Origin of the sequence: Demequina sp. NBRC 110052 (genome assembly GCF_002090075.1) — a bacterium.
Classification (GTDB): Bacteria; Actinomycetota; Actinomycetes; order Actinomycetales; family Demequinaceae; genus Demequina.
The window spans coordinates 1,470,476-1,491,777 of record NZ_BBRI01000002.1 but is presented as its reverse complement, the minus strand read 5'-3'; the positions used below and the strand labels follow the sequence as shown (position 1 = coordinate 1,491,777).

At 70.3% G+C, this 21,302-nt stretch carries 20 protein-coding genes; 17 read left to right on the top strand and 3 right to left on the bottom strand.

All coding sequences use genetic code 11. The annotated features are described in order from the left end of the window. The first annotated feature begins 31 nt into the window (after positions 1 to 31). From B7K21_RS07200 to lnt, 7 genes are all read left to right on the top strand, one after another. Complete coding sequence (locus B7K21_RS07200; protein ID WP_234989211.1) at positions 32 to 619, top strand: TlpA disulfide reductase family protein; 588 nt, start codon at positions 32 to 34, stop codon at positions 617 to 619. Positions 620 to 621: 2 nt separating this feature from the next. Then, entirely contained in the window at positions 622 to 1,362 is a 741-nt protein-coding gene (locus B7K21_RS07195) for a cytochrome c biogenesis CcdA family protein (RefSeq protein WP_084074658.1), read from the top strand. Between the two features lie 30 nt (positions 1,363 to 1,392). Continuing rightward, a complete protein-coding gene (locus B7K21_RS07190) occupies positions 1,393 to 2,031 on the top strand; it encodes a DUF3105 domain-containing protein (protein WP_084074655.1) in 639 nt (212 codons plus the stop codon). After that, positions 2,031 to 2,717 (top strand): DUF305 domain-containing protein, encoded by a 687-nt coding sequence (locus B7K21_RS07185; RefSeq protein WP_084074653.1) that lies wholly within the window; start codon positions 2,031 to 2,033, stop codon positions 2,715 to 2,717. Before B7K21_RS07190 ends, B7K21_RS07185 begins: the two co-directional genes overlap by 1 nt. Next, complete coding sequence (locus B7K21_RS07180) at positions 2,714 to 4,423, top strand: cytochrome c biogenesis protein ResB (protein ID WP_234989210.1); 1,710 nt, start codon at positions 2,714 to 2,716, stop codon at positions 4,421 to 4,423. The genes B7K21_RS07185 and B7K21_RS07180 overlap by 4 nt, the downstream gene beginning before the upstream one ends. A 2-nt stretch (positions 4,424 to 4,425) precedes the next feature. Further along, positions 4,426 to 5,412 carry a c-type cytochrome biogenesis protein CcsB gene (gene ccsB / locus B7K21_RS07175; protein WP_084074650.1) on the top strand — a complete coding sequence of 329 codons (987 nt, stop codon included), beginning with the start codon at positions 4,426 to 4,428 and terminating at the stop codon, positions 5,410 to 5,412. 174 nt (positions 5,413 to 5,586) lie between these two features. Next, on the top strand, positions 5,587 to 7,437 hold the full coding sequence (gene lnt, locus B7K21_RS07170; protein WP_234989209.1) for an apolipoprotein N-acyltransferase: 1,851 nt from the start codon (positions 5,587 to 5,589) through the stop codon (positions 7,435 to 7,437). 11 nt (positions 7,438 to 7,448) lie between these two features. On the opposite strand, the gene B7K21_RS07165 is transcribed toward lnt, so the two are convergent. Continuing rightward, a complete protein-coding gene (locus tag B7K21_RS07165; RefSeq protein WP_084074644.1) occupies positions 7,449 to 8,441 on the bottom strand; it encodes a cytochrome c oxidase assembly protein in 993 nt (330 codons plus the stop codon). 129 nt (positions 8,442 to 8,570) lie between these two features. Between B7K21_RS07165 and B7K21_RS07160 the strand changes: the two genes are divergently transcribed. The 7 genes from B7K21_RS07160 to B7K21_RS07130 all read left to right on the top strand — a co-directional run bounded on the left by B7K21_RS07160 (position 8,571) and on the right by B7K21_RS07130 (position 14,430). After that, on the top strand, positions 8,571 to 8,948 hold the full coding sequence (locus tag B7K21_RS07160; protein WP_084074641.1) for a helix-turn-helix transcriptional regulator: 378 nt from the start codon (positions 8,571 to 8,573) through the stop codon (positions 8,946 to 8,948). Continuing rightward, positions 8,948 to 9,862 carry a cation diffusion facilitator family transporter gene (locus B7K21_RS07155; RefSeq protein WP_084074638.1) on the top strand — a complete coding sequence of 305 codons (915 nt, stop codon included), beginning with the start codon at positions 8,948 to 8,950 and terminating at the stop codon, positions 9,860 to 9,862. Before B7K21_RS07160 ends, B7K21_RS07155 begins: the two co-directional genes overlap by 1 nt. Before the next feature lie 548 nt (positions 9,863 to 10,410). Next, a complete protein-coding gene (locus B7K21_RS07150; protein ID WP_084074635.1) occupies positions 10,411 to 10,977 on the top strand; it encodes a recombinase family protein in 567 nt (188 codons plus the stop codon). A gap of 6 nt (positions 10,978 to 10,983) precedes the next feature. Next, positions 10,984 to 12,435 carry a Mu transposase C-terminal domain-containing protein gene (locus tag B7K21_RS07145; RefSeq protein ID WP_144016088.1) on the top strand — a complete coding sequence of 484 codons (1,452 nt, stop codon included), beginning with the start codon at positions 10,984 to 10,986 and terminating at the stop codon, positions 12,433 to 12,435. Next, the gene (locus tag B7K21_RS07140) at positions 12,422 to 13,321 is read left to right on the top strand and encodes an AAA family ATPase (RefSeq protein WP_084074633.1); all 900 of its coding nucleotides are present in this window, start codon (positions 12,422 to 12,424) and stop codon (positions 13,319 to 13,321) included. Before B7K21_RS07145 ends, B7K21_RS07140 begins: the two co-directional genes overlap by 14 nt. Before the next feature lie 150 nt (positions 13,322 to 13,471). Further along, on the top strand, positions 13,472 to 13,831 hold the full coding sequence (locus tag B7K21_RS07135; protein WP_006590980.1) for a helix-turn-helix transcriptional regulator: 360 nt from the start codon (positions 13,472 to 13,474) through the stop codon (positions 13,829 to 13,831). Further along, positions 13,828 to 14,430, top strand: a complete 603-nt coding sequence (locus tag B7K21_RS07130; protein WP_084074631.1) for a cadmium resistance transporter — start codon at positions 13,828 to 13,830, stop codon at positions 14,428 to 14,430. Before B7K21_RS07135 ends, B7K21_RS07130 begins: the two co-directional genes overlap by 4 nt. A 49-nt stretch (positions 14,431 to 14,479) precedes the next feature. Here B7K21_RS07130 and B7K21_RS07125 read toward each other — a convergent pair whose 3' ends face one another. Together B7K21_RS07125 and B7K21_RS07120 are read right to left on the bottom strand one after the other, a co-directional pair. Beyond that, a complete protein-coding gene (locus tag B7K21_RS07125) occupies positions 14,480 to 15,115 on the bottom strand; it encodes a hypothetical protein (RefSeq protein ID WP_084074628.1) in 636 nt (211 codons plus the stop codon). A 274-nt stretch (positions 15,116 to 15,389) separates the two neighbouring features. Continuing rightward, positions 15,390 to 16,850, bottom strand: a complete 1,461-nt coding sequence (locus B7K21_RS07120) for a CCA tRNA nucleotidyltransferase (protein ID WP_084074626.1) — start codon at positions 16,848 to 16,850, stop codon at positions 15,390 to 15,392. A gap of 208 nt (positions 16,851 to 17,058) precedes the next feature. Between B7K21_RS07120 and B7K21_RS07115 the strand changes: the two genes are divergently transcribed. From B7K21_RS07115 to murJ, 3 genes are read left to right on the top strand one after another with little or no spacing between them, the layout of a single operon-like run. Next, on the top strand, positions 17,059 to 17,493 hold the full coding sequence (locus tag B7K21_RS07115; RefSeq protein WP_307155799.1) for an NUDIX hydrolase: 435 nt from the start codon (positions 17,059 to 17,061) through the stop codon (positions 17,491 to 17,493). Then, complete coding sequence (locus B7K21_RS07110; protein ID WP_084074622.1) at positions 17,490 to 19,547, top strand: DUF6049 family protein; 2,058 nt, start codon at positions 17,490 to 17,492, stop codon at positions 19,545 to 19,547. Before B7K21_RS07115 ends, B7K21_RS07110 begins: the two co-directional genes overlap by 4 nt. Position 19,548: 1 nt before the next feature. Then, positions 19,549 to 21,249 (top strand): murein biosynthesis integral membrane protein MurJ, encoded by a 1,701-nt coding sequence (gene murJ / locus B7K21_RS07105; RefSeq protein WP_159448442.1) that lies wholly within the window; start codon positions 19,549 to 19,551, stop codon positions 21,247 to 21,249. Positions 21,250 to 21,302 lie beyond the last annotated feature (53 nt).

Genomic DNA, 21,302 nt, shown 5'->3' with positions numbered 1-21,302 from the left:
ACGGCCGCGCCGGCCACTGACCGGCCCGCGGGTGATCCTCCTGGTCCTGGTCCTCGTCACTGCAGGCGTGGTGGCGGTCCAGCTCACCGGCTTCCTGTCGGCGGGCCAAGGCGCGGCGCTCGAGGGGTCCTCGGCGGCGGCGGGCAGCACGACGGTGACGGAGTACGCACCTGAGGACCGGGCTGGACCGGTGGCACTGTCGGGAACCGGGCTGACTGGTGAGGCGATCGACATCGCCGCATGGCGCGGCGGCGTCGTGGTGATCAACGTGTGGGGTTCGTGGTGTGCGCCGTGCCGGGAGGAGGCGCCGATCCTTGCCGCCACGTCGGCTGCATACGCGAACCAGGGAGTGCGGTTCGTCGGGGTCAACGTGCGCGACAATCCGGCCGCGGCGATCGCGTTCGAGGACAGCTACGGGATCACCTACCCGAGCATCGACGACAGGAATGGCAAGGCCCTGCTGAGCCTGGCCGATCACCTCCCCGGAGCCGGGGTCCCGGTGACCCTGCTCCTGGACCGTGACGGGAGGCCGGCCGCGCGCGTCCTCGGCGCGGTGCAGGAGTCGACCCTGACCGCCCTGCTGGACACGGTCCTGGCCGAGCCCGCCACGTCGTCGTGAGCATGCTCCAAGACCTGGTCGCGACCGGCCCGATGCTGGCCGCCGTGGCCGTCGCAGCCCTGGCGGGGCTGATCTCCTTCGTGTCCCCGTGCGTGCTGCCCGTGGTGCCCGGGTACGTGTCCTACGTCGCTGGCGGCCCCTTGCTCGATGAGGGTGTCGCGACGCGGCGACGTCCGGTGGTGGTGGGTACTGCCTTGTTCATCCTGGGGTTCGCCTCGGTCTTCGTCGCCTACGGCGCCCTCTTCGGCGGTCTTGGCGCGACGCTGCAGTCCTCGCAAGCGGTGCTCACCCGTGTCCTGGGCGTCGTGGTCGTGGTGATGGGTCTGGTCTTCGCCGGCTGGCTGCCCCGGTCCCAGCGCCAGCTGCTGCCGCGGCTGCGTCCCAAGTCGGGCCTGGTCGGCGCCCCGCTGATGGGGGTCACCTTCGGACTGGGCTGGACACCGTGCCTGGGCCCGACCCTCGCCACGGTGCAGACCTTGGCGTTCACCGAGGCCAGCGCCGGGCGCGGGGCGACGCTGGCCGCGGTCTACGCCGCCGGGCTCGGTCTCCCGTTCATCGCGGTCGGTCTGGGCATGCGGCGGGCACTGACGGCGACCCAGTGGGCACGTCGGCACACCGTGGGGATCAAACGCGCTGGTGCGGTCATGCTCATCACCACCGGTCTGCTGCTGGCCACCGGGGTGTGGGACCACCTGATGCGAGGCCTGCAGTCCACGATCTCGGGCTACACCACCGTCCTGTGAACGACGTCGAAGAGCGAAAGGCCTCCACTGATGGCAACCCGTAAGCACGAAGCGGCCGAACGCGCTGCCCGGTTGGCCGAGATCCGCGAGCAGCAGCGGCGCGCCGAACGCCGCCGCACGGCGGTCATCACCGGCACGAGCGTGCTCGTGGCCGGGGTCCTCATCGGAGCGACGGCTGTCGTGCTCGTCGGCGAGCAGCGGCGCGCCGCCGAAGTCACTGAGGCAGCATCGGGCGACATCGAAGGGGTTGCGACCTTCAGTGACCTGTCGGCCAGCCATGTCCAGCAGCCGGTGCGGTACGAGCAGACGCCGCCCGTCGGTGGTGACCACGCGGGCGTGTGGGCCAACTGCGGGACGTACACCGAGCCGATCGCCAACGAGCTCGCGGTGCATTCCCTGGAGCACGGTGCCGTGTGGATCACCTATAGCTCGGACCTGCCGGCCGAGCAGGTGCAGCGGCTCGCCGAGCTGGCTGAGGGCAACGCGTACGTCCTGCTCAGCCCCTTCGATGGCATGCCCGAGGAGCCGGTGGTGGCCAGCGCCTGGGGGACCCAGCTGGCGCTGGAAACCGCGGATGACCCGCGCCTGGAGCAGTTCCTGGTCAAGTACCAGCAGGGTGAGCAGACACCGGAGCCGGGTGCGCCGTGCACGGGCGGGGTGGACGCGTGATGAGCGAGAGCGCTGGCGCACGCAGGCTCCCGACCGTTGCGGTGGTGATCCTGGTGGCCGCCGTGGTGGGCGTCGCCGGCCTGGTCGCCGGTTCGGCCCTCACCAGCGCAGGCGAGCGGGTCTCGCGGCCGGCCGAGGGGTCAGCCGAGGCTGGGTTCGCCCGCGACATGCAGGCGCACCACGCCCAGGCGGTGGAGATGTCCACGATGGTGCGCGACGGCACGGAGGATCCCGAGGTCCGGTCCCTGGCGCTGGACATCCTGCTGACCCAGCAGCAGCAGGCTGGGCAGATGTACGGCTGGCTGGAGCAGTGGGACCTTCCGCAGGCCAGCCTGGCCGCGCCGATGCAGTGGATGAGCGAACCCGGCTCCGGCATGGGGTCCATGGGCGACGGTGCTGACGCGACCGGGGGGCCGGGATCCGATGAGGTGATGCCCGGGATAGCGAGTGATGAGGACCTGGGCAGGCTCGCCGAGGCGGGAGGGCTCGATGCTGAGGTTCTGTACCTGCGGCTCATGGTGGCGCACCACGAAGGCGGCGTGGCCATGGCTCAGGCGGCCCTCGACCTGGTCGGGGACCAGGACGTGCGTCGTCTGGCCCAGGCGATCGTCAGCTCCCAGACCGCCGAGCTCGCGGTACTCAATGACATGCTCGACGCGCGGGAAGCCGGGTCTGCGGGCCGGTGACCGAATCAATCGGCGCCTGGCCCGGTAACGCCGTCGCCGAGGCCACGGCATCCCGGCCAGCCGAGGACACGCTCGAGGACACTGCGCTCAGCCACCGTCTCGAGGAGGCGGCTCGCCCTGGGGTGATGGCGGTGCCACCGCGCCCGACGGGGCAGGGCCTGGTGGCATGGGCCAGGTGGGCGTGGCGGACGCTGACGTCCATGCGGACCGCAGTGCTGCTGTTGCTGGCGCTGGCCCTGGCTGCCGTGCCCGGGTCGTTGCTTCCCCAGCGCGGGGTCGCGTTCGACCCCGGCGCCGTGACCCGCTTCCTGGCTGACAACCCGGTGGTGGGCCCGTGGTTGGACCGGCTTGGGTTCTTTGAGGTGTACTCCTCGCCCTGGTTCGCCGCGATCTATCTGCTGCTCATGGTCTCCATGACTGGATGCGTCCTGCCGCGCGCGGCGCGCCTGTGGCAGTCGGCGCGCGCTGAACCCCCACGGGCACCGACGAACCTCGCGCGCCTGGACGACCACCGTCGTGCGACCGTGGCCGCGGAGCCGGCGCAGATCCTGCAGGCAGCCGCCTCTCATCTGCGGGCCCGGAGGTTTCGCGTCGTCGTCGATGACGATTCCGTGCGGGCGGAGAAGGGGTACTTGCGCGAGGCCGGCAACCTGGTGTTCCACCTGTCACTTCTGGCCCTGCTCTTCGGCGTCGCGATCGGGTCGCTCTTCGGCTTCGAGGGGCGGGTGATCGTCGTGGAGGGTGCTTCCTTCACGAACACGCGGCTGCAGTACGACGAGTTCACTCCCGGGCCTTTGACTGACGCCGCGGGCCTGAGTCCGTTCTCGGTCACGCTGGACGACTTCACTGCCAGGTTCGAGACGGCCGGCCCCCAACGCGGCAGCGCCCGGGACTTCCAGGCCGACCTGACCGTGCTGCGCACCCCCGGCGGCCCTGCGGAGAAGGTCACCGTCGAGGTGAACCACCCGCTGCAGGTGGAGGGCACCAAGATGTTCCTCACCGGCCACGGCTACGCCCCGGTGGTCAGCGTCATCGATGGCCGGGGTCAGACGGTGTTCTCCGGGCCGGTGGTGTTCGTGCCCTTCGACGGCAACCTGTCCTCCGAGGGCGTGATCAAGGTCCCGGACGGGCAGCCGACGCAGCTGGGGTTCGAAGGGTTCTTCCTGCCCACCGCCTCCGTCGACCCCGCGGCCGGCCCTCGATCGCTGTACCCGGACCTGGTCGATCCCCAGCTGCTGCTGACCGCCTACACCGGTGACCTCGGCCTGGGTGACGGCGCACCGCAGTCGGTCTTCCGCCTGGACAAGACCGATCTGAGCCAGGTCATGGTCGGGGACGAGCCGTTCGCGCGCGCTCTGCGACCTGGTGAGTCGATGACGTTGCCCGGCGGGCAGGGCACCTTGACGTTCGAGTCGGTCTCGCGGTTCGCGAACTTTCAGATCGCCCACGACCCCGGCAAGGAGCTCTCCTTGGTCGCCGCGGTCGCCCTCCTGCTGGGCCTGACGGTCTCACTGGCGGTCCGCCGACGCCGGGTCTGGGTCCGTGTCAGCGCAGCGTCCGCAGGCGGCGCCGCGACTGTCGAGGCAGCCAGCTACGCGCTGACCCGCCGTGAGCCGGTCCCTGGCGAGCTTTCGTCGCTGCTCGCCGCCCTGCCAGGCGCTGAACCGGGCGGCGCAGACGCTTCCCCGCACGACCGAGAGGACTGAACGTGCCCATCCCCAACCTCCTGGCCGAGCTGAGCGACCGGCTCATCTACAGCGCCATCGCGGTTTATGCGTTGGCGATGCTCGCCTACGCCTACCAGGCGGCCCGCCGGTCGCACCCGGTGCCTGAGGACGCGCCTCGCCTCGAGCCGGACGCCGCCGGCGCACATGCCGCCGTTCCCGACCCGCAGCCGCCGACCGCTGGGGGCCGGCCCGCGATCCGCGATGCAGCCGCGCGTCGCACGGAGCGGATCGCGGCGGCACTGACCACGCTCGCGTTCGTGTTGCACGTGGCCGGGGTCGTCGCCCGGGGTCTGGCCGTGGGCCGGGCGCCGTGGGGCAACATGTATGAGTTCACGACCGCCGCCACACTGGCCGCCACGGCCGCTTACCTGGTGTTCCTGCGCCGCGGCCAGCCGGTTCGGGACCTGGGTGTGTGGGTCCTTGCTCTGGTCACCTTGTGCCTGGGGTTGGCCGTGACGGTGCTCTACACCCCCGCGGGGGACCTGGTCCCGGCGCTGAACTCGTACTGGTTGGTCATCCATGTCGCGGCGGCGATCATCGCCGGTGGTGTCTTCACCGTCGGGGCAGCTGCTACCGGCCTGTACCTGACGCGCCGACGCGCCGACGCGCGCGATGCCGGCGGGCAGGCGACCCGCGGCTACGCCGGCCGGCTGCCGGCTGGCGCCACCCTGGAGCGCGTCGCCCACACCGCCCACCTGTTCGCCTTCCCGGTGTGGACGTTCGCCGTGCTGGCCGGTGCGATCTGGGCCGAGGACTCCTGGGGCCGGTACTGGGGCTGGGACCCCAAGGAGACCTGGGCCTTCATCACCTGGGTGCTGTACGCCGCCTACCTGCACGCCCAGTCCACCGCCGGGTGGCGGGGCAGGAAGGCCGGGTGGCTCGCCTTGGCCGGATACGCCGCGTTCTGGTTCAACTTCGTCGGCGTCAATCTGTTCATCACGGGCCTGCACTCCTATGCCGGCGTCTGAGGACCGGCCGACGCCGATGTGCGCCCGGCAGGTGCGTGACGACCCATCGGGAGGCGCTGGGTGAGCACGGCTCCGGACCGCCCTTCCTTGTCGGCCGCGCGGCCCGGTCCAGCTGGTGTGGTCGGCGGGGATCCTCGCGTCGACGTCGGGTCGCCCCGGCAGGAGGTCGAGCGCGTGAATGCGCGACGCCGCAACGGTGGCACCTCATTACCTGGCCTCATGCTGCCGGGGCTGGTGCTGGTCGGAGCAGGCGTGGGTGGCTGGGCGATGAGTCTCGCGTTTCCTGACCGGGGATGGTGGCCGCTGGCCTACGCCGGCATGGCGTGCCTGCTGCTCGCGATGCGCGGCGCGTCACCGGTCCGCGCCGCAGGCATCGGCCTGGTCTGGGGGCTGACGTTCTTCTTGCCGCTGGTCCACTGGGCAGTGCAGGCCACCGGATCGGCGCTCCCGTGGGTCGCGCTCAGCGTGTTCCAGGCGCTGTACGTCGCCGGCTTTGGTGCGCTGTGGGCGTACGCGCGCAGGGCCGTCTGGCTCACCGGTCGCCCGCTGGCCCAGGCGGTCACCGCAGCCGTGCTGTGGGTCGCCATCGAGCAGGTCCGCAGCTCCTGGCCCTTCGGGGGCTTCCCGTGGGGCTTCCTGGCGTTCTCCCAGACCGAGGCGCCCCTGCTGCGTCTCGCGCCCTACGGAGGGGAGGTCCTGGTCTCCGCGTTCGTCGCCGTGACGGGGGCGCTGATCGCGCTGGCGCTGCAGTACCTGCGCCGCACCGCGGTTATCCCCGCGGCTCGGGCGCTGCTCGCCGCGGTGCTCCTGGCGGGTGTCCCGGGCCTGCTTCCCCTGACCGCGGGCCCGGAGAACGGCTCACTGCTGGTCGGCGCCGTCCAGGGCAATGTCCCGCAGCAGGGCGCCGACTGGGCCGAGCAGGCCCGCGACGTCACGGCCAACCACGCCGAAGGCACCGAGCGGCTCGCGGCGACCGCCGGAGGGCGCCAGCTGGACCTGGTGGTGTGGCCGGAGAGTGCCGCCGACATTGACCCCCGCACCGACCTGGCGCAGGCTTCGGCCGTGGAGCGCGCCGCCGCAGCGGTTGGCGCCCCCCTGCTGCTGGGGACCCAGCGGTTTCCCGACGGGCAGGACATCCGCTACAACGAGATCATCACCTGGACCGCCGGTGCGGGGAGTGGCGACGCCTACGCCAAGCAGCACCCGGTGCCCTTCGGGGAGTACGTCCCCTTCCGCGCGTTCTTCCGCCAGCTCACTCCGCTCGTCGACCGGGTCGCCACGGACATGGCAGCCGGCGGCGACCCCGCCGTCATGGACGTGTGGATCGACGCGCTTGGACGTGACGTGCGCCTGGCCACCGGGATCTGCTTCGAGGTCGCCTACGCAGACCTCATCCGCGAAGGGGTCCTCGACGGGGCAGAGCTAATCGTCATCCCGACCAACAACGCCTCGTTCGGGCGCACTCCGGAGTCGACCCAGCAGCTGGCGATGTCCCGCTTCCGCGCGGTGGAGCACGGCAGGTCGACCGTCCAGGTCTCCACCGTCGGCGTCAGCGCGATGATCATGCCGGACGGGGCGGTCGTGGCGCGGACCGGTCTGTTCACCGATGAGGAGCTCATTGCCTCGCTGCCGCTGCGCAGCACGCTCACCCCGGCGGCGCGACTGGGCACCACGCCGCAGACCGCCGTCTACGTCCTGGCGGCGGCCGCTGTCGTCAGCGGTGCGCTGGTAGGCAGTCGGCGACCCGGCCGTGACCGCAGCCGCCGCCCCTTCCCGCGGCGGCTCCGCGCGGCGGAGGCCCAGGCCCCGAGGCTGGGGGTGCGGGCCCAGCGGGTGCGCGCCTTGCGGGTGCCGGGCCGGGTGTGGGTGACCCGCGTGTGGCCCTCGTGGCTGGAGGGGCGCCTGATCGTCGGGTTCCTCGCGCTGATGGCTGTCGCGGCCTACACCGGGATCCGGCTCGGCCAGGACATCGTCGAGAAGACCACCACCGCGGTGTCGGCAACCTCCGATGCCGAGGTCCTGTGAGGCTCCGACCATCACGGTTGTGCAGGTGGCGCCCCCGAGGGCCGCGAGCCGTTCAAGCGCGCGAGGTAGGCGTTGTAGTCCTCGAGCTCGGCGTCGGCGCCGCCGTCGCGGTCGATCTGCCGGTCTCGGGCTCTGGACCGCTCGGTGTCGTTGCGCTGCCACCTGCTGGCGATCAGCAGGAGCATCAGCAGTCCCGGCGCCTCCCCGTAGGACCAGGCCAGCCCACCGGCCAGCTGCTGGTCGCGCAGGGGATCGATCCCCCAGCCGGCCGGCGGCGCGGCGAACAAGGGGACCATCGGCGCGGTGGCCATCATCACGATCACCCCGAAGAACGCGTGCAGGGGCATCTCCAGCACCAGGTCCAGTGCCCGGCCATGATGGGTCTGCCGGATCGGCAACGGGTCGGTGGACAGCACCGGCACGGTGAACAGCAGACCGGCCACCAGGAACCCCACCTCCAGGGCGAGGTGCCCGGTCCAGGTGCGCAGCAGCGGGTCGGCGAGCTCGGCCAGGTACAGCCCGTAGAACGCCAGCAGGAACAACGGCACCATCACCGCCGGGTGCAGCACCACCCGACTGACCCGGCTGCGCAGGGCCCGCCGCGCCGTGACCAGCACCACCGTGCCCACCCCCCGGTGCGGGGTCGCGCGCAGCAGCAACGTGCCGGGCCGCCCCAGCACCAGCAGCGGTGGGACGAGCATCATCAACGTCAGCTGCTGGAACATGAACGCCGAGAACAGCCGCAACCCGTACCCCTCGATGCCCGCACCGGTCACCAGCGCCAGCACCACACAGCCCACCGTGAACGAGATGGTCGCACCGATCGACCAGCGCCGCCCTCGCAGCCACAGCCGGCACGCGCCCGCCAGGTACAGCACCAGCAGCACCGCGGCCAGCGCCGGAAGGACCGGCACGGGCTGCAGCGTCGGGGCCAGCATCGTCTCCAGGGACGGTGGTGCGGTCGGCAGCCACACCGGCCCCGTGACGCCCGGGTCGTCCTGCATCCGCTCCTCCTCCGCCTTCGCCCCCTCACAGCGACATGGGTGTGAAGGCGATCGACCAGATTGCGACTCACGGCGAGCGCAGCGCTAGGGTGACCTTATCTGAAGATCCGCGCAGATGAGGAGATGCCCATGGGTCGGGTCCTGCCGTTGGACGGCTGCGTCGGTGGTGATCCGCAGTCCCAACGTGTGGCACTGATTCGTGCCAGCGTCCCGGACGACGCCGAGGCAGGTGCGCTGGCCGAGCTGTTCCGGTTGCTCGGTGATGTGCGGCGCACCAGTATCCTGTACGCGCTGCTGGAGGCCGGTGAGCTGTGCGTGTGCGACATCTCCGCAGCGGTGCAGGTCCCAGAGGCGTCGGTGTCCCAGACGATGCGTCTACTGCGGGCCTCGGCGGTGGTGGACAACCGGCGTGAGGGCCGCCGGGTGTACTACCGGTTGGCCGACGCCCACGTGCGGATGCTGCTGGACGTGTGCCGCGAGCACACCGGACACGAGGGCAGCCGCTGATGGGCGCCGGGCACGGTCACGGCCCCGTCGCGGAGCACGCCGGCGGGCGCTACCGCCGCCGCCTCGCCGCAGCGTTCTTCCTGACCGCGACGTTCTTCGCCGTCGAGCTGGCGGCCGGGCTGATCTCCGGCTCCCTCGCGCTGATCTCCGACGCCGGGCACATGGCCGCCGACGTCGTGGCACTGGGGGCGGCCCTGCTCGCCACCCGGATCGCCACCCGCCCCGACCCCACCGGAAGAAGAACCTACGGCTCGTACCGCGCGGAAGTGTTCGCTTCCGGCCTGACCGTGCTGATCATGCTCGGCGTCGGGGTGTACGTGGTCGTCGAGGCGATCAGCCGGATCGGCGAGGACCCGTCCCTACCCTCGGGCGTGATGCTCGCGGTCGGTTTCGTGGGCCTGGTGATCAACCTTGTCTCCATGCTGCTGCTGCGCAGCGGGTCCAAGGACAGCCTCAACGTCCGGGGCGCCTACTTCGAAGTGGTGGCCGACGCTGCCGGTTCCGTCGGCGTCATGGTCGCCGGTGTCCTGATCATCGCCACCGGGCGGCCGGTCTGGGACCTCGTCGTCGCCCTGGCGATCGCCGTCTTCGTCATCGTGCGTGCCGTCACCCTGGGGCGGCAGGTCCTCGCGGTACTCGGCCAGCACGCACCCGCCGGCATCGACCCGGAGGCCGTCAGCCGAGAGCTGAGCGCCGTGCCCGGCGTGAGCGCCATCCACGACCTGCACCTGTGGGTGCTGACCTCCGGGATGAACGTCGCCACCGCTCACCTCGTCGCGAGCAGCGGATCGGATCACGCCGCGGTCCTGGCCGCCGCGCGGGACATCCTGCGGGATCGCTTCGGCATCGCCCACGCCACGCTCCAGGTGGAGACGGCCCAGCAGCAGCACGAGTGCTCAGACCTGACCTGGTAGCCGCTCAGTCCCTCGACACCTCCGCCGAGCGCTTGGGGGGCCCCTGGTTGCTGGGTGCGCCCAGGGGCGGTGGCATCGGCGCGCCGGGCCAGGCGTGCGAGCATCGCGTTGTAGGCGGCCAGGTCGGTGTCGCCCCTTCGTCGGCACGCTCGGGCGACGGCTCAGATGTGCTCGCGCTTTCAGGCGCCGCCTCAACGGTGAAGCGGAAGGTCCCGTCGACAGGGTGGCCGTCACCGGACACGGAGCGCAAGCGACCTGGAAGTCCCCGGCCGGGAGGCCATCGCCAAGGCGCTGGGTAACAGTGGCGCCGGACACCGTCGTGGCTCCGTCGCCCCACTCCTGCCCGTCAGGTCCGTTCACCGCGACGACGGCACCCACGGCCAGCTGGTCAGCGGATCGAACGCCCGGCCAGCCCACCGCCACTTAGTCCCGGCAGGAGCCCGCCAACTTCCGCCGGGAGTCACAACGGTGCTGCACCGCGCGTCGTGTCTCATGGGCCGTGTCCGAGACCTATGTACCGCGAGGCACGTTGTCGGTACATTCGGGTGATGGCTTCGATCGGATACGCGCGCGTTTCGACCCGGGAGCAGAATCCGGACGGGCAGACGGACCTGCTCGCCGCCGCGGGGTGCGAGAAGGTGTTCGTCGAGCACGCCTCGGGTGTGCTGGCCAAGCGGCCCGCGCTCGACGATGCTCTGGACTACCTGCGCTCAGGTGACACCCTCGTGGTGACCAAGCTCGACCGGCTTGGTCGATCGGTGCGCAACCTCAAGGAAGTCGTCGAGACTTTGCAGCAGCGGGGCATTGGGCTGAAGGCACTGTCTCAGGGGATCGACACCACGACACCGGGTGGCCGCCTGTTCTTCCACATGCTCGCGGCCATCGCCGAGTTCGAGCATGACCTGATCGTCGAGCGGACCCAGGATGGTCTTGCCGCTGCCCGCGCGAGAGGTCGCAAGGGTGGGGGCCGGTTCAAGATGACGGCGACGAAGGCGCGTCAGGCCAGGGCGATGTATGACGAGAAATCCTACACGGTCCAGCAGATCGCTGAGACCTTCGGGGTCTCGCGCGGCACGATCTACCGCCACCTCGCCCAAGACGCACGGCCGATGTGAGGGGACGTGCCGGCGCGGTGGGAGGTCTCGGACAAGATCGCTCTCCTGCGCCGCCACGACGACGGTGTCCCATGGACGCGGCTGGCAGCCGAGTCGGGGGTCCCGCTGCGCACCCTCTCGCGCTGGGCGCGCGCCTATCGGTCTGACCCCACCTCACACAGCCTCGCTCGGCGCCAACGCAGCGATCATGGCCGGCGTCGAATCCCGGCAGAGCTGATCGAGGTAGTCGAAGCTCTCGCCCTGGCAATGCCGACTCCGACAGTGGCGTTCATCCACCGCCGCGTGGCCGGCATCGCACACGATCGCGGCCTGTCTGCCCCCAGCTACTCCAGCGTCCGGAGCCTGGTCGCCGGGATCGATCCCGGGCTGCGCGCTCTGGCCGAGCACGGGGACGCGGGATACCGGGACAGGTTCGAGCTGGTGCTACGGCGCTCGGCCGAGCGCCCCAACGAGCAGTGGCAGGTCGACCACACTCTCCTGGACGTGGCGATCCTCGACGCCAAGGGCACCCAGGTGCGCCCCTGGTTGACGGTGGTCCTGGACGACTATTCCCGCGCCGTGGTCGGCTACACCCTCTTCCTCGGCGCACCTTCGGCCGAGCAGACGGCGCTCGCCCTGCACCAGGCCGTCAATGCCAAGGCGAACCCGGGCTGGCCGGTCTGTGGGCTGCCCGAGGTCCTCTACAGCGACCACGGTTCGGACTTCACCTCCGCTCGCCTGGAGCAGGTGTGCCTGGACACCCACATCCGGCTGATCCACTCCCGGGTCGGGGTGCCTCAAGGGCGGGGGAAGATCGAGCGGTTCTACCGGACCGTCACCACCGAGCTCCTGCCGCACCTGCCCGGGTACATCCCGCACGGCACGAACGGCGCACCGGTCACCTCCCCGTCGCTCTCGCTCGAAGACCTCGACGCCATCCTCGAGCAGTACGTCGTTGCCGAGTACAACGCCCGCCCCCACTCCCAGACCCACCAGGGGCCGACCGTCCGGTGGAGCGCGAGCGGCTTCATCCCGCGCAGCCCCGCCCACCCTGAGGATCTCGACCTGCTCCTGCTCACCGCGGCCACCACCCGCAAGGTCCAGCGCGACGGCATCCAGTTCGCCTCGACCCGCTACCTGTCCACAGTCCTGGCCGCCTACGTCGGGGAGCAGGTCACCGTCCGCTTCAACCCGCGCGACGTCGGGGAGATCCGCGTGTACTTCAACGACGAGTTCTTGTGCCGGGCGATCGCCCCTGAGCTGTCCGCCGAGTCGATCTCCCTCGACCAGCTCCAAGCCGCCCGCCGTCAACGCCGCCGCGACCTCAAGGACCAGCTCCGCCAACACCGCACCCTCGCCAGCGCCCTGCCCAGCGATACCCGATACGCCCCACCAGCAGTCAGCACCGACGACACAGCACCGCCACCGGCTCCTGAGCCCCGACCACGACATGGACTGCGTCTGTATGCCACCGACTAAGAAGCTCTCCGTGCTCGGCAAAGACGACGACGGCCGGCGGTTCCTCACCGGAACCTTCGACGAGGTCAACTCCGCCGCCCCGCACCCTCACCCCGTCCCGTCCTTCTACAGCACCCGCGAGCACCGGCGGTTCACCGAGTTCGCCGACACCGTGCGCACCCACCGCTACATCGGACTGTGCTGGGGCCCGCCCGGGATAGGCAAGACACTCTCAGCCCGCCACTACGCCGGCGTCGACTCCTGGGAGCGATGGCAATACGACGTCGGCGACACGGTCGGACCCGTGCCGCCACGGGTCCTGGAAGTACGCACCGCGTTCTACACCCCCACGGTGGCCGCCACCATCAAGCAGATCGACCAAGGCCTACCCCGAGCCTGCCAAGCGATCTCCTACGCGATCGACTACGACGAGCTCGGACTCGTCGACCCCTACGTTCACGACGCCTCACGCTCCTCCGGGCGCACCGAGCTGCTCATCATCGACGAAGCCGACAGGCTCAAGAGCACCGGTCTTGAGCAAGTCCGCGACTACTACGACCGCCACCACATGGGCGTCATCCTCATCGGCATGCCAGGCATCGAAAAGCGCCTCGCGCGCTATCCCCAGCTCTACAGCCGCATCGGCTTCGCCCACGAGTACAGACCCCTCGGCCCCGACGAGCTCACCGCTGTCCTCACCACGCGCCTACCCGCCCAGCACGCCGACCACGACCCGATCGCGCACGCCACCGCCCTGGCCACCATCGCTCGCATCACCGCAGGCAACTTCCGGCTCCTGGACCGCCTGGCCACCCAGATCGAACGCATCCAGACCATCAACGACCTCCACACCCTCACCCCAGAGCTCGTCGGCGCCGCCAGAGAAGCCCTCCTCATCGGCCACTGACCGCTACCAGAAGCACGCCACCAAGCGATGCGACTCACACGTTCCTCTCGATAAGTAGCGGTGGTGTCCGGTGAGGGTTCCCCTTACGGGCATGCGATCTGGGCTGACGCCTGTGACCGAGTGTTCCGTGCGCGCTGTATAGTTCAGTCCATGCTGACTATTGCTTCGCGTCTCGACGTGATGAACCGCCTGGGTCGTGCACTGGCCGACCCCACTCGATCCCGGATCATCTTGACCCTGCTCGACCATCCCGCTTACCCGGCGGAACTGGCCCGAGATCTGGACCTGACACGCCCGAACGTGTCCAACCACCTGGCATGCCTGCGCGATTGCGGGATCGTCGTCTCCGAGCCCGAGGGTCGTCGGACACGATATGAGATCGCCGATTCGCACCTGGCGCAGGCGCTGACGGCACTGGTCGATGCCACCCTGGCAGTGGACGAAGACGCCCCGTGCATCGATCCCGCCTGCTCGCTTCCCGGATGCGACGCAGCTGGGGAGGGCGCATGATCCTCACCTCGGTCTTGCAGGCGATGGGCCTGTTCGCAGCGACCAACATCGACGACATCATCGTGCTCTCCCTCTTCTTCGCGCGAGGGGCAGGCCAGCGCGGCACTACCGCCCGCATTCTGGCCGGCCAGTACCTCGGATTCGCCGGCATCCTCGGTGCCGCGGTCCTGGTGACCATCGGTGCCGGAGCATTCCTGCCCTCGGCAGCCATCCCGTACTTCGGTCTCATCCCTCTGGGCCTCGGCCTCTGGGCCGCATGGCAGGCCTGGCGCGGAGACGATGACGACGATGACGACGAGGCCAAGGTTGCCGGCAAGAAGGTCGGCGTGTGGACAGTCGCAGGCGTCACCCTTGCCAACGGCGGCGACAACATCGGCGTCTACACCCCTGTCTTCCTCGGCGTGGAACCTCTCGCAGTAGTCGCCTACTGCATCGTCTTCCTCGCGCTCGTCGCGGTCCTGGTGGCCCTGGCAAAGTTCGTCGCCACCCGCCCCCCGATCGCCGAAGTGCTCGAACGCTGGGAGCACATCCTCTTCCCCATCGTTCTCATCGGCCTCGGCATCGTGATCCTCGTCAGCGGCGGAGCCTTCGGACTCTGACGTAGCGGCAGCGATCCAAACGGCCCCGACCGGGCGCACCCCTCTCGGTTCAGACCGCGACACCTACCTGCAGCCAGTCCTGCGTGATCGCGGCAACAAGACCGCCACGGAGCGCTGCAAAAACCCCGCCACCAAGCGAACGAAGCCACACCATGAGCGTCAACTCCGCGCGCCCGGGCAACCGCGAATATGACTCCGACGCGGCAAGCACATGCTCGGGCGACACTCCGCGTCGGCATGCCTCAAGGATCAGCCCAGCCCGCCGATCCGCCGGCGCCCACGCGAACGCCTGCACAACAGCCGCGGCCGGTGTCACGACCGAGCGCCCCAGCGCATGGAAGGTCGGTGTGGCGTTGACCGTGGAACGCACCCTCACCCAGTCGGGGCCAGCCCGATGCAGACCAGGCTTGACCACGACGTCGATCGCGGTCGGCTCCTCACCCGCACCGGCCATGGCGAGCGCCGACTGGCCCGCGAGCGCTCCACCCGACCAGTCGACAGCCGCAAGGGCTCGCACCAGCCATGACTCGCAGTGCAGCGCGTTGCAGTACCGATTCGGAAGCAGCCGGATCAGTTCCTTGCGCGAGATGGCGGCGTCGACTCCCTTGCGACTCGCGAGCGCGGTGAGCTGCGCATACGAGAAGGGCCCCAAGGAACGGGTGGTCACGCGTGTGAGGTCTGCCATGGACACGCGCCGATGCTCATGTCTTGACAGGCTGGCGGTCGCACGGGATCACAGAACTGTGGAAAGGGCGCAGGAGCTCCGGACCTGGGGACGATGATGGCCGGATTGTCCGAGGAGACATGAACGCCCTGGATCAGCATTCAAACCCTCCGGCGGGAGGCATGAGCGCCCTGGCTGGGGAGGGCGAGGTCGGTGGGGGCGGCGGGGGCAGTGGTGGCGGGGGCCGTGGAGGGAGGGCGGCGGGGACTGACGGTCGGGAGGAGCAGCCGGGCGTTCAGCCGCGCGCATCCCACCAGGCGCGCAGTTCTGCTTCGGCGCGTTCGGTGCCGAGCGGACCATGCTCCATCCGAAGCTCTAGCAGGTGCTTGTACGCCTGACCCACCTCGCGGCCCGGCGCGATTCCGAGGATCTCCATGATCTGCGTGCCGTCCAGGTCTGGCCGGATCGCGTCGATCTCCTCCTGCTCGCGCAGCTCGGCGATGCGTTGCTCGAGGTCGTCGTACGCGAAGGAGAGGCGTTCGGCCTTGCGGCGGTTGCGCGTGGTCACGTCGGCGCGGGTGAGCCGGTGCAGCCTCTCGAGCTCGGGTCCCGCATCCGTGACGTAGCGGCGCACCGCCGAGTCCGACCAGCGGGCGTCCGCGTATCCGTGGAACCGCAGGTGCAGCTCGACGAGGTGATGCACGGCACGGATGGTGTCCTTGTCGAAGCGCAATGCCTTGAGGCGCTTGGTGGACAGCTTGGCGCCCACGACCTCGTGGTGATGGAAGCTCACGCCGCCCCCCGGCTCGTGACGTCGCGTCGCGGGCTTGCCGATGTCGTGCAGCAGCGCCGCGAGGCGCAACACCAGGTCGGGTCCCGGCACGGGCCCGTCCGCATCGGTCTCGAGGTCGATCGCCTGCTCCACGACGGTGAGCGTGTGCTCGTACACATCCTTGTGGTGGTGGTGTTCGTCGACCTCGAGCTTGAGCGCGGGCAGCTCGGGCAGCACGCGCTGTGCGAGCCCTGAGTCGACGAGCGCTGTCAGCCCAGCGCGCACATCGGCGCCGAGGAGCAGCTTGACGAGTTCGTCGCGCACGCGTTCGGCGCTCACGATCGAGATCCGGTCCGCCATGGCATGCATCGCGGAGAACGTCGCTGGCTCGATGTCGAAGCCGAGCTGCGAGGCGAAGCGTCCGGTACGCATCATGCGCAGCGGGTCATCACCGAAGGACACGGCGGGGTCGATCGGTGTGCGCAGGAGCCCCCCTGCGAGGTCCTCGAGCCCCCCGAACGGGTCGATGAACTCGAGCGAAGGCACGCGCACAGCCATCGCATTGACCGTCAGATCGCGCCGCGCGAGATCGCCCTCGAGCGAGTCGCCGAAGGCGACGACGGGCTTGCGGGTGGCGCCGTCATACTCATCGGCCCGGTACGTGGTGATCTCCGCCACCACGTCGCCGCGTCGCCCGCCGATGGTGCCGAACTCGCGCCCCATGTCCCAGGTGGCGCTGGTCCAGCGCTTGAGCAACGCCTCGGTCTCGTCAGGCGACGCTGAGGTGGCGAAGTCGAGGTCGGCGCTCGACCTCCCGAGGAACGCGTCCCGGACGGGCCCTCCGACGAGTGCGAGCTCGTGCCCGGCGTCCGCGAACAGCGCGCCCAGCTCACCGACCTCGGAGGGCAGCGCGGTCCACAGGCCGACGGCGCGGCGACGGAGCACGTCGAGGGGCACCCGATCGGGCGCGGTGGGCTCAGGCATGGAGAACAGTCTCCCAGAGATCGCCCGCCCGACGCTGTGGCTGGGGATGACTCGCGCGCGCGGTCACAGAGGGGACACATGCCCCGGTTAGCATTGCGGCATGCCCGTGCCGCCCGTCCCGCGACCCAGCCCGGCGCCCATGCCGCCCGGCGGGGCCTCGCTGCGGCGCCGGCGCGATGGCTCGGGCGGGCGCGGATCGCATCTGCCCGTGAGCAACGAGGTGTCGGCGGGCGGTATCGCCATCAAGGTCGAGGACGGCGTGGCCTACGCGGCGTGCATCGGCCGTCGCAATCGGGCGGGGCGCCTGGAATGGTGCCTTCCGAAGGGGCACATCGAGCACGGAGAGACGCCCGAGATCGCCGCAGTGCGCGAGATCGCGGAGGAGACCGGCATCGATGCCGAGATCATCCAGCCGATCGGCGTGATCGACTACTGGTTCACGGGCGAGGACCGGCGTGTGCACAAGACTGTGCACCACTACCTGCTCGAGGCCCGCGGCGGCGTCATCACCACGGAGAACGATCCCGACCATGAGGCCGAGGTCGCCGACTGGATTCCGGTGACGCAACTGGTGCAGCGTCTCGCGTTCCCCAATGAGCGCAAGATGGCACAGGCGGCGGCCGCCCTGCTGGCACCCTCGTGAGACTGACTCGTCAGGGCCTGGCGGCACTGTGCCTTGCGGCCGTCGCCGCACTCGCGACTCCCGTGGCCGCCACCGCGGGGGATGTGCCTCTCGATTCCGCCGACGAGCCCGTCGTGCCCACACTCGTCGCGTCGCCACCGGTCACGCTCGGCTCGGGCGGTGTGCCCGCGCTCCTCGCGGCGCCGACGGAGTCGTCGGAAGCGCGCATGGCCACGGCGGGCATGGTGTCGGCGGAGATCACGGGGGCGAGCCCTGCGGTGGTGATGCCGTCATCGACGCTGCGACTGACCGTGGCGCTGAACAACGACACGGATGCCGCCGTGACGGGCGCCGAGCTCCACATCCGCCTCACGTCGGCTCCTCTCACGGATCAGAGGCAGCTCGAGGCGTTCCTCGCCGACCCCGGAGCGTTCCCCCGCACGACCGTCGCGACGGCGCCCTTCGGCGCGGGCGGGCGACTCCTCGCGGGGGCGATGGATGCGGTGAGCCTTGCGCTGCCCGCCTCGTCGCTCGCACTGCCCGGCGGCTCGTGGGGCGTGTACGGACTGTCGGTGACTCGCGTCGACGCGACCGGCGCGACCACGCTCGATGCCATGGTGCTGACCTGGGCGGACGCTGAGGTGCCCGAGCTCTCCGTGAATGTGGCTGCCACGGTGACGGGCGCCACCGCACGGGCGGAGATGACGCTCGCCGCCGCATCCGACTCGAGGGTGACGCTCCTGGTCGATCCCGCGAGCGCGGACGACGACACAGTGGAGGATCACGAGGCCTTCCGCGTTCCCGCGGCTGACGTCGACCTCACCTCGCTGGCCCACGCGGGTGACACTCGTCTGCTGGACGTCGCACTGACCGGGCCGCTGACCTCCGGTGAGCCCGACCTCGCGACGCTGCCGTGGATCGCTCCGGTTGCCATCGCGGATGAGCCCACGCTCGCCGCGGCCGCAAGCGCTGGTGCGACGGCGGTGCTGCTCGAGCCCCGCTTCGCCGCGGAGGCGCTTCCCGGCGCGAAGTCGGCCACGGTCGCGCAGGTGCAGACGTCCGAGGGACCGGTCGCGGTGATCCAGCCCGATGCGACGCTCACAGAGACGCTCGGGTCGTACCGGACCGGCTCGCCGACGGCGACGTTCCGTCTCGTGGCGGAATCCGCACTGATCGCGGGCTCGGGCGAGAGCGACCCCGTAGTGATCGCGCCTGGCCAGTCCTGGAAGATCGACTCCGCCATCGCGTCCTCGTCGATCACGACGCTCTTCAGCACACCCTGGGTGCGGCCCGTACCCCTCGCGACCGTGCTCTCCGACACGGGTCGTGTCGAGGCGACGTTCGCGTCGGGCGGTGCGGAGGACGATCTGTCGCGCCCCGATGTGGTGCGCCTCGGGAACGCGTACGAGAACGTCGCGGTGGTGGCGTCGGCGGCGGAGCGTCCCGACGAGCTCCTCGCCGACCACGCACGGGACATCCTGCGCGCGGCCTCGCTTGTGAGCCGCGGCACGCCCCACTCGCGGGAGTCGCTCGTGGAGAACGCCATCGAGGCGGCCACCGAGACGGCGAATGCGATCTCCGTCGCGACCTCGTCCGAGCTGAACCTCATCGCCGCCGAGGGATTCCTGCCGATCACCGTGCGCAACGGGCTCGACCAGGCGGTGACGGTGCGCGTGGTCGTCGAGTCCTCGGCCGTGAATCTGCGGGTCGAAGGCTCTCCCGGAGCCACGGTGCCCGCAGGCGGCGAGCTCGCGGTTCAGGTGCCGTTCTCTGCGGTCTCGACCGCCAACGTCGACGTCTCGGCCAGCGCCACCACGCTCGACGGCGAGCTCCTCGCACCGCCGCAGTCGCTCACGGTGCGCGTGCGCGCCGACTGGGGAAACGCGGCGACGCTCGTCTTCTCCGCTCTGCTGGTGCTTCTGCTCGTGGGCGGCGTCGTGCGCACGATCCGCCGTGGCCGCCGCGACACGCGCCTCGGCCCAGCACGCGCGGAGCAGGCCGCCGCGCCGGGCGACAGTGACGTGACCTGCGCGGGTGACGAGGCGGAAGCGCAGCCGGACCGGCAAGATGACTGACGTGACTGACACCGGCGACGAAGTCGAGCGGCAGATCGCCCCCGGGGGCCGAGAGGGTCGAGGCAACCTGGGCCGCTGGACCCTCGTGATGGCCTCGGGCACGCTCGTGTCGCGAATTCTCGGCTTCGTGCGCACGATGCTGCTCGTGGCGGCACTCGGCGTCAACGCTGCGGGAGCGAACGCCTACGACGTCGCGAACAAGATCCCCAACGCGATGTTCGCGCTGCTCGCCGCTGGCGTCCTGAACTCGGCGCTCGTGCCGCAGATCGTCAAGGCGTTCGGCAAGGCTGATGGCAAGCGCATCGTGGACCGGATCGTCACGATCGGCTCGGTCATCTCCGCTGGCGCGGCCGCCGTGCTCACGATCGCGGCGCCGATCATGGTGCAGGTCTACTCGCAGGACTGGTCCCCCGAGCTGCTCGCGCTCGCCACGGGGCTCGCGTACTGGATCATCCCGCAGCTGTTCTTCTACGGCCTCTACACGCTGCTCGGGCAGGTGCTCAACGCACGCGAGCAGTTCGGTCCGTTCATGTGGGCGCCGGTGCTCAACAATGTGATCGGCATCGCGGGCCTCGTCGCATACATCGCGATCTACGGCAAGTACGTGACCGGCAGCGAGTTCGTGCCTTCCGACTGGACTCCGGAGCGCATCGCGCTGCTGGGCGGCGTCGCGACTCTCGGCATCGCCGCGCAGGCGCTGATCCTCGTCATCCCGCTCGTGAGGGGCGGCTACCGCTGGAAGTGGCGCTGGTCAGGGCCGCGAGGGGAGCTCGCCACGCTGCGACGCATCGTGTCGTGGGCGCTCGCTGCGGTCGTGGTCGAGCAGATCGGTGTCGCACTGACCACGCAGGTGGCGTCGGCGGCGAACCCCGACGGCGAGGCCATTGGCATCGCGGGCAACGCCGCGTACACGAGCGCGCTCACCGTCTATCTCGTCCCGCACTCGTTGGTGACGGTCTCGATCCTCACCGCCCTGTTCACGACGATGTCCCGTTTCTATGCGAACGGTGACATCGGCGGACTGCGCAGCGAGATCTCCCGTGGAGCGCGACTCATCGGCGTCTTCACCGTCTACGCGACGGCGATGATGCTGGTCATCGGTCCGCTGGTGGTGCGCGCACTTCTCCCGACCGCCTCGAACCCTGAGGCGCGCTCGGTGACCGAGGTCGTGTGGGTGCTGTCGCTCGGTCTCGTGCCTCTCGGCCTGAGCGTGCTGGTCAAGCGTGTGCTGTTCGTGATGGAGGACGCGCGTTCGGTGTTCCTCATCCACATCCCGATGACGCTGGCGTGGCTCGCGGTGGCGTACGGCGTGCAGGCGCTCGCGGATCCCCGCTGGTGGGCGGCGGGCGTCGCGGCAGGCCTTGTGGTCTCGAACGTGGTTGCCGTGCTGGTGCGTGGGGTGACGCTCCACCGCCGGCTGGGCGGCATCGACGCCGGGAGGACGGCCATCCTCCATCTCAAGGCGCTCGTGGGGGCGATTCCGGCAGCGGCAGCGGGTGCCGGCCTGATGGTGCTGGGGCCCGACCCCGAGTGGTTCACGAGCCTGGGAGGGGCCCTCACGTCTGTCAGCTCGCTGGGCTATGGGGGTCTGGTCGCCGCGGCCATGGCGCTCGTCTATGGAACCGTCCTGCGACTCCTGCGCGTTGAGGAGCTGGAGCAGGTGCTGAGGCCGATTCTGCGTCGCGTGCGGCGCGTACGATGATCTACACACCACAGTTTTGCGCCTGACCAGGCGCGCCACCAGGGGGTCATGAC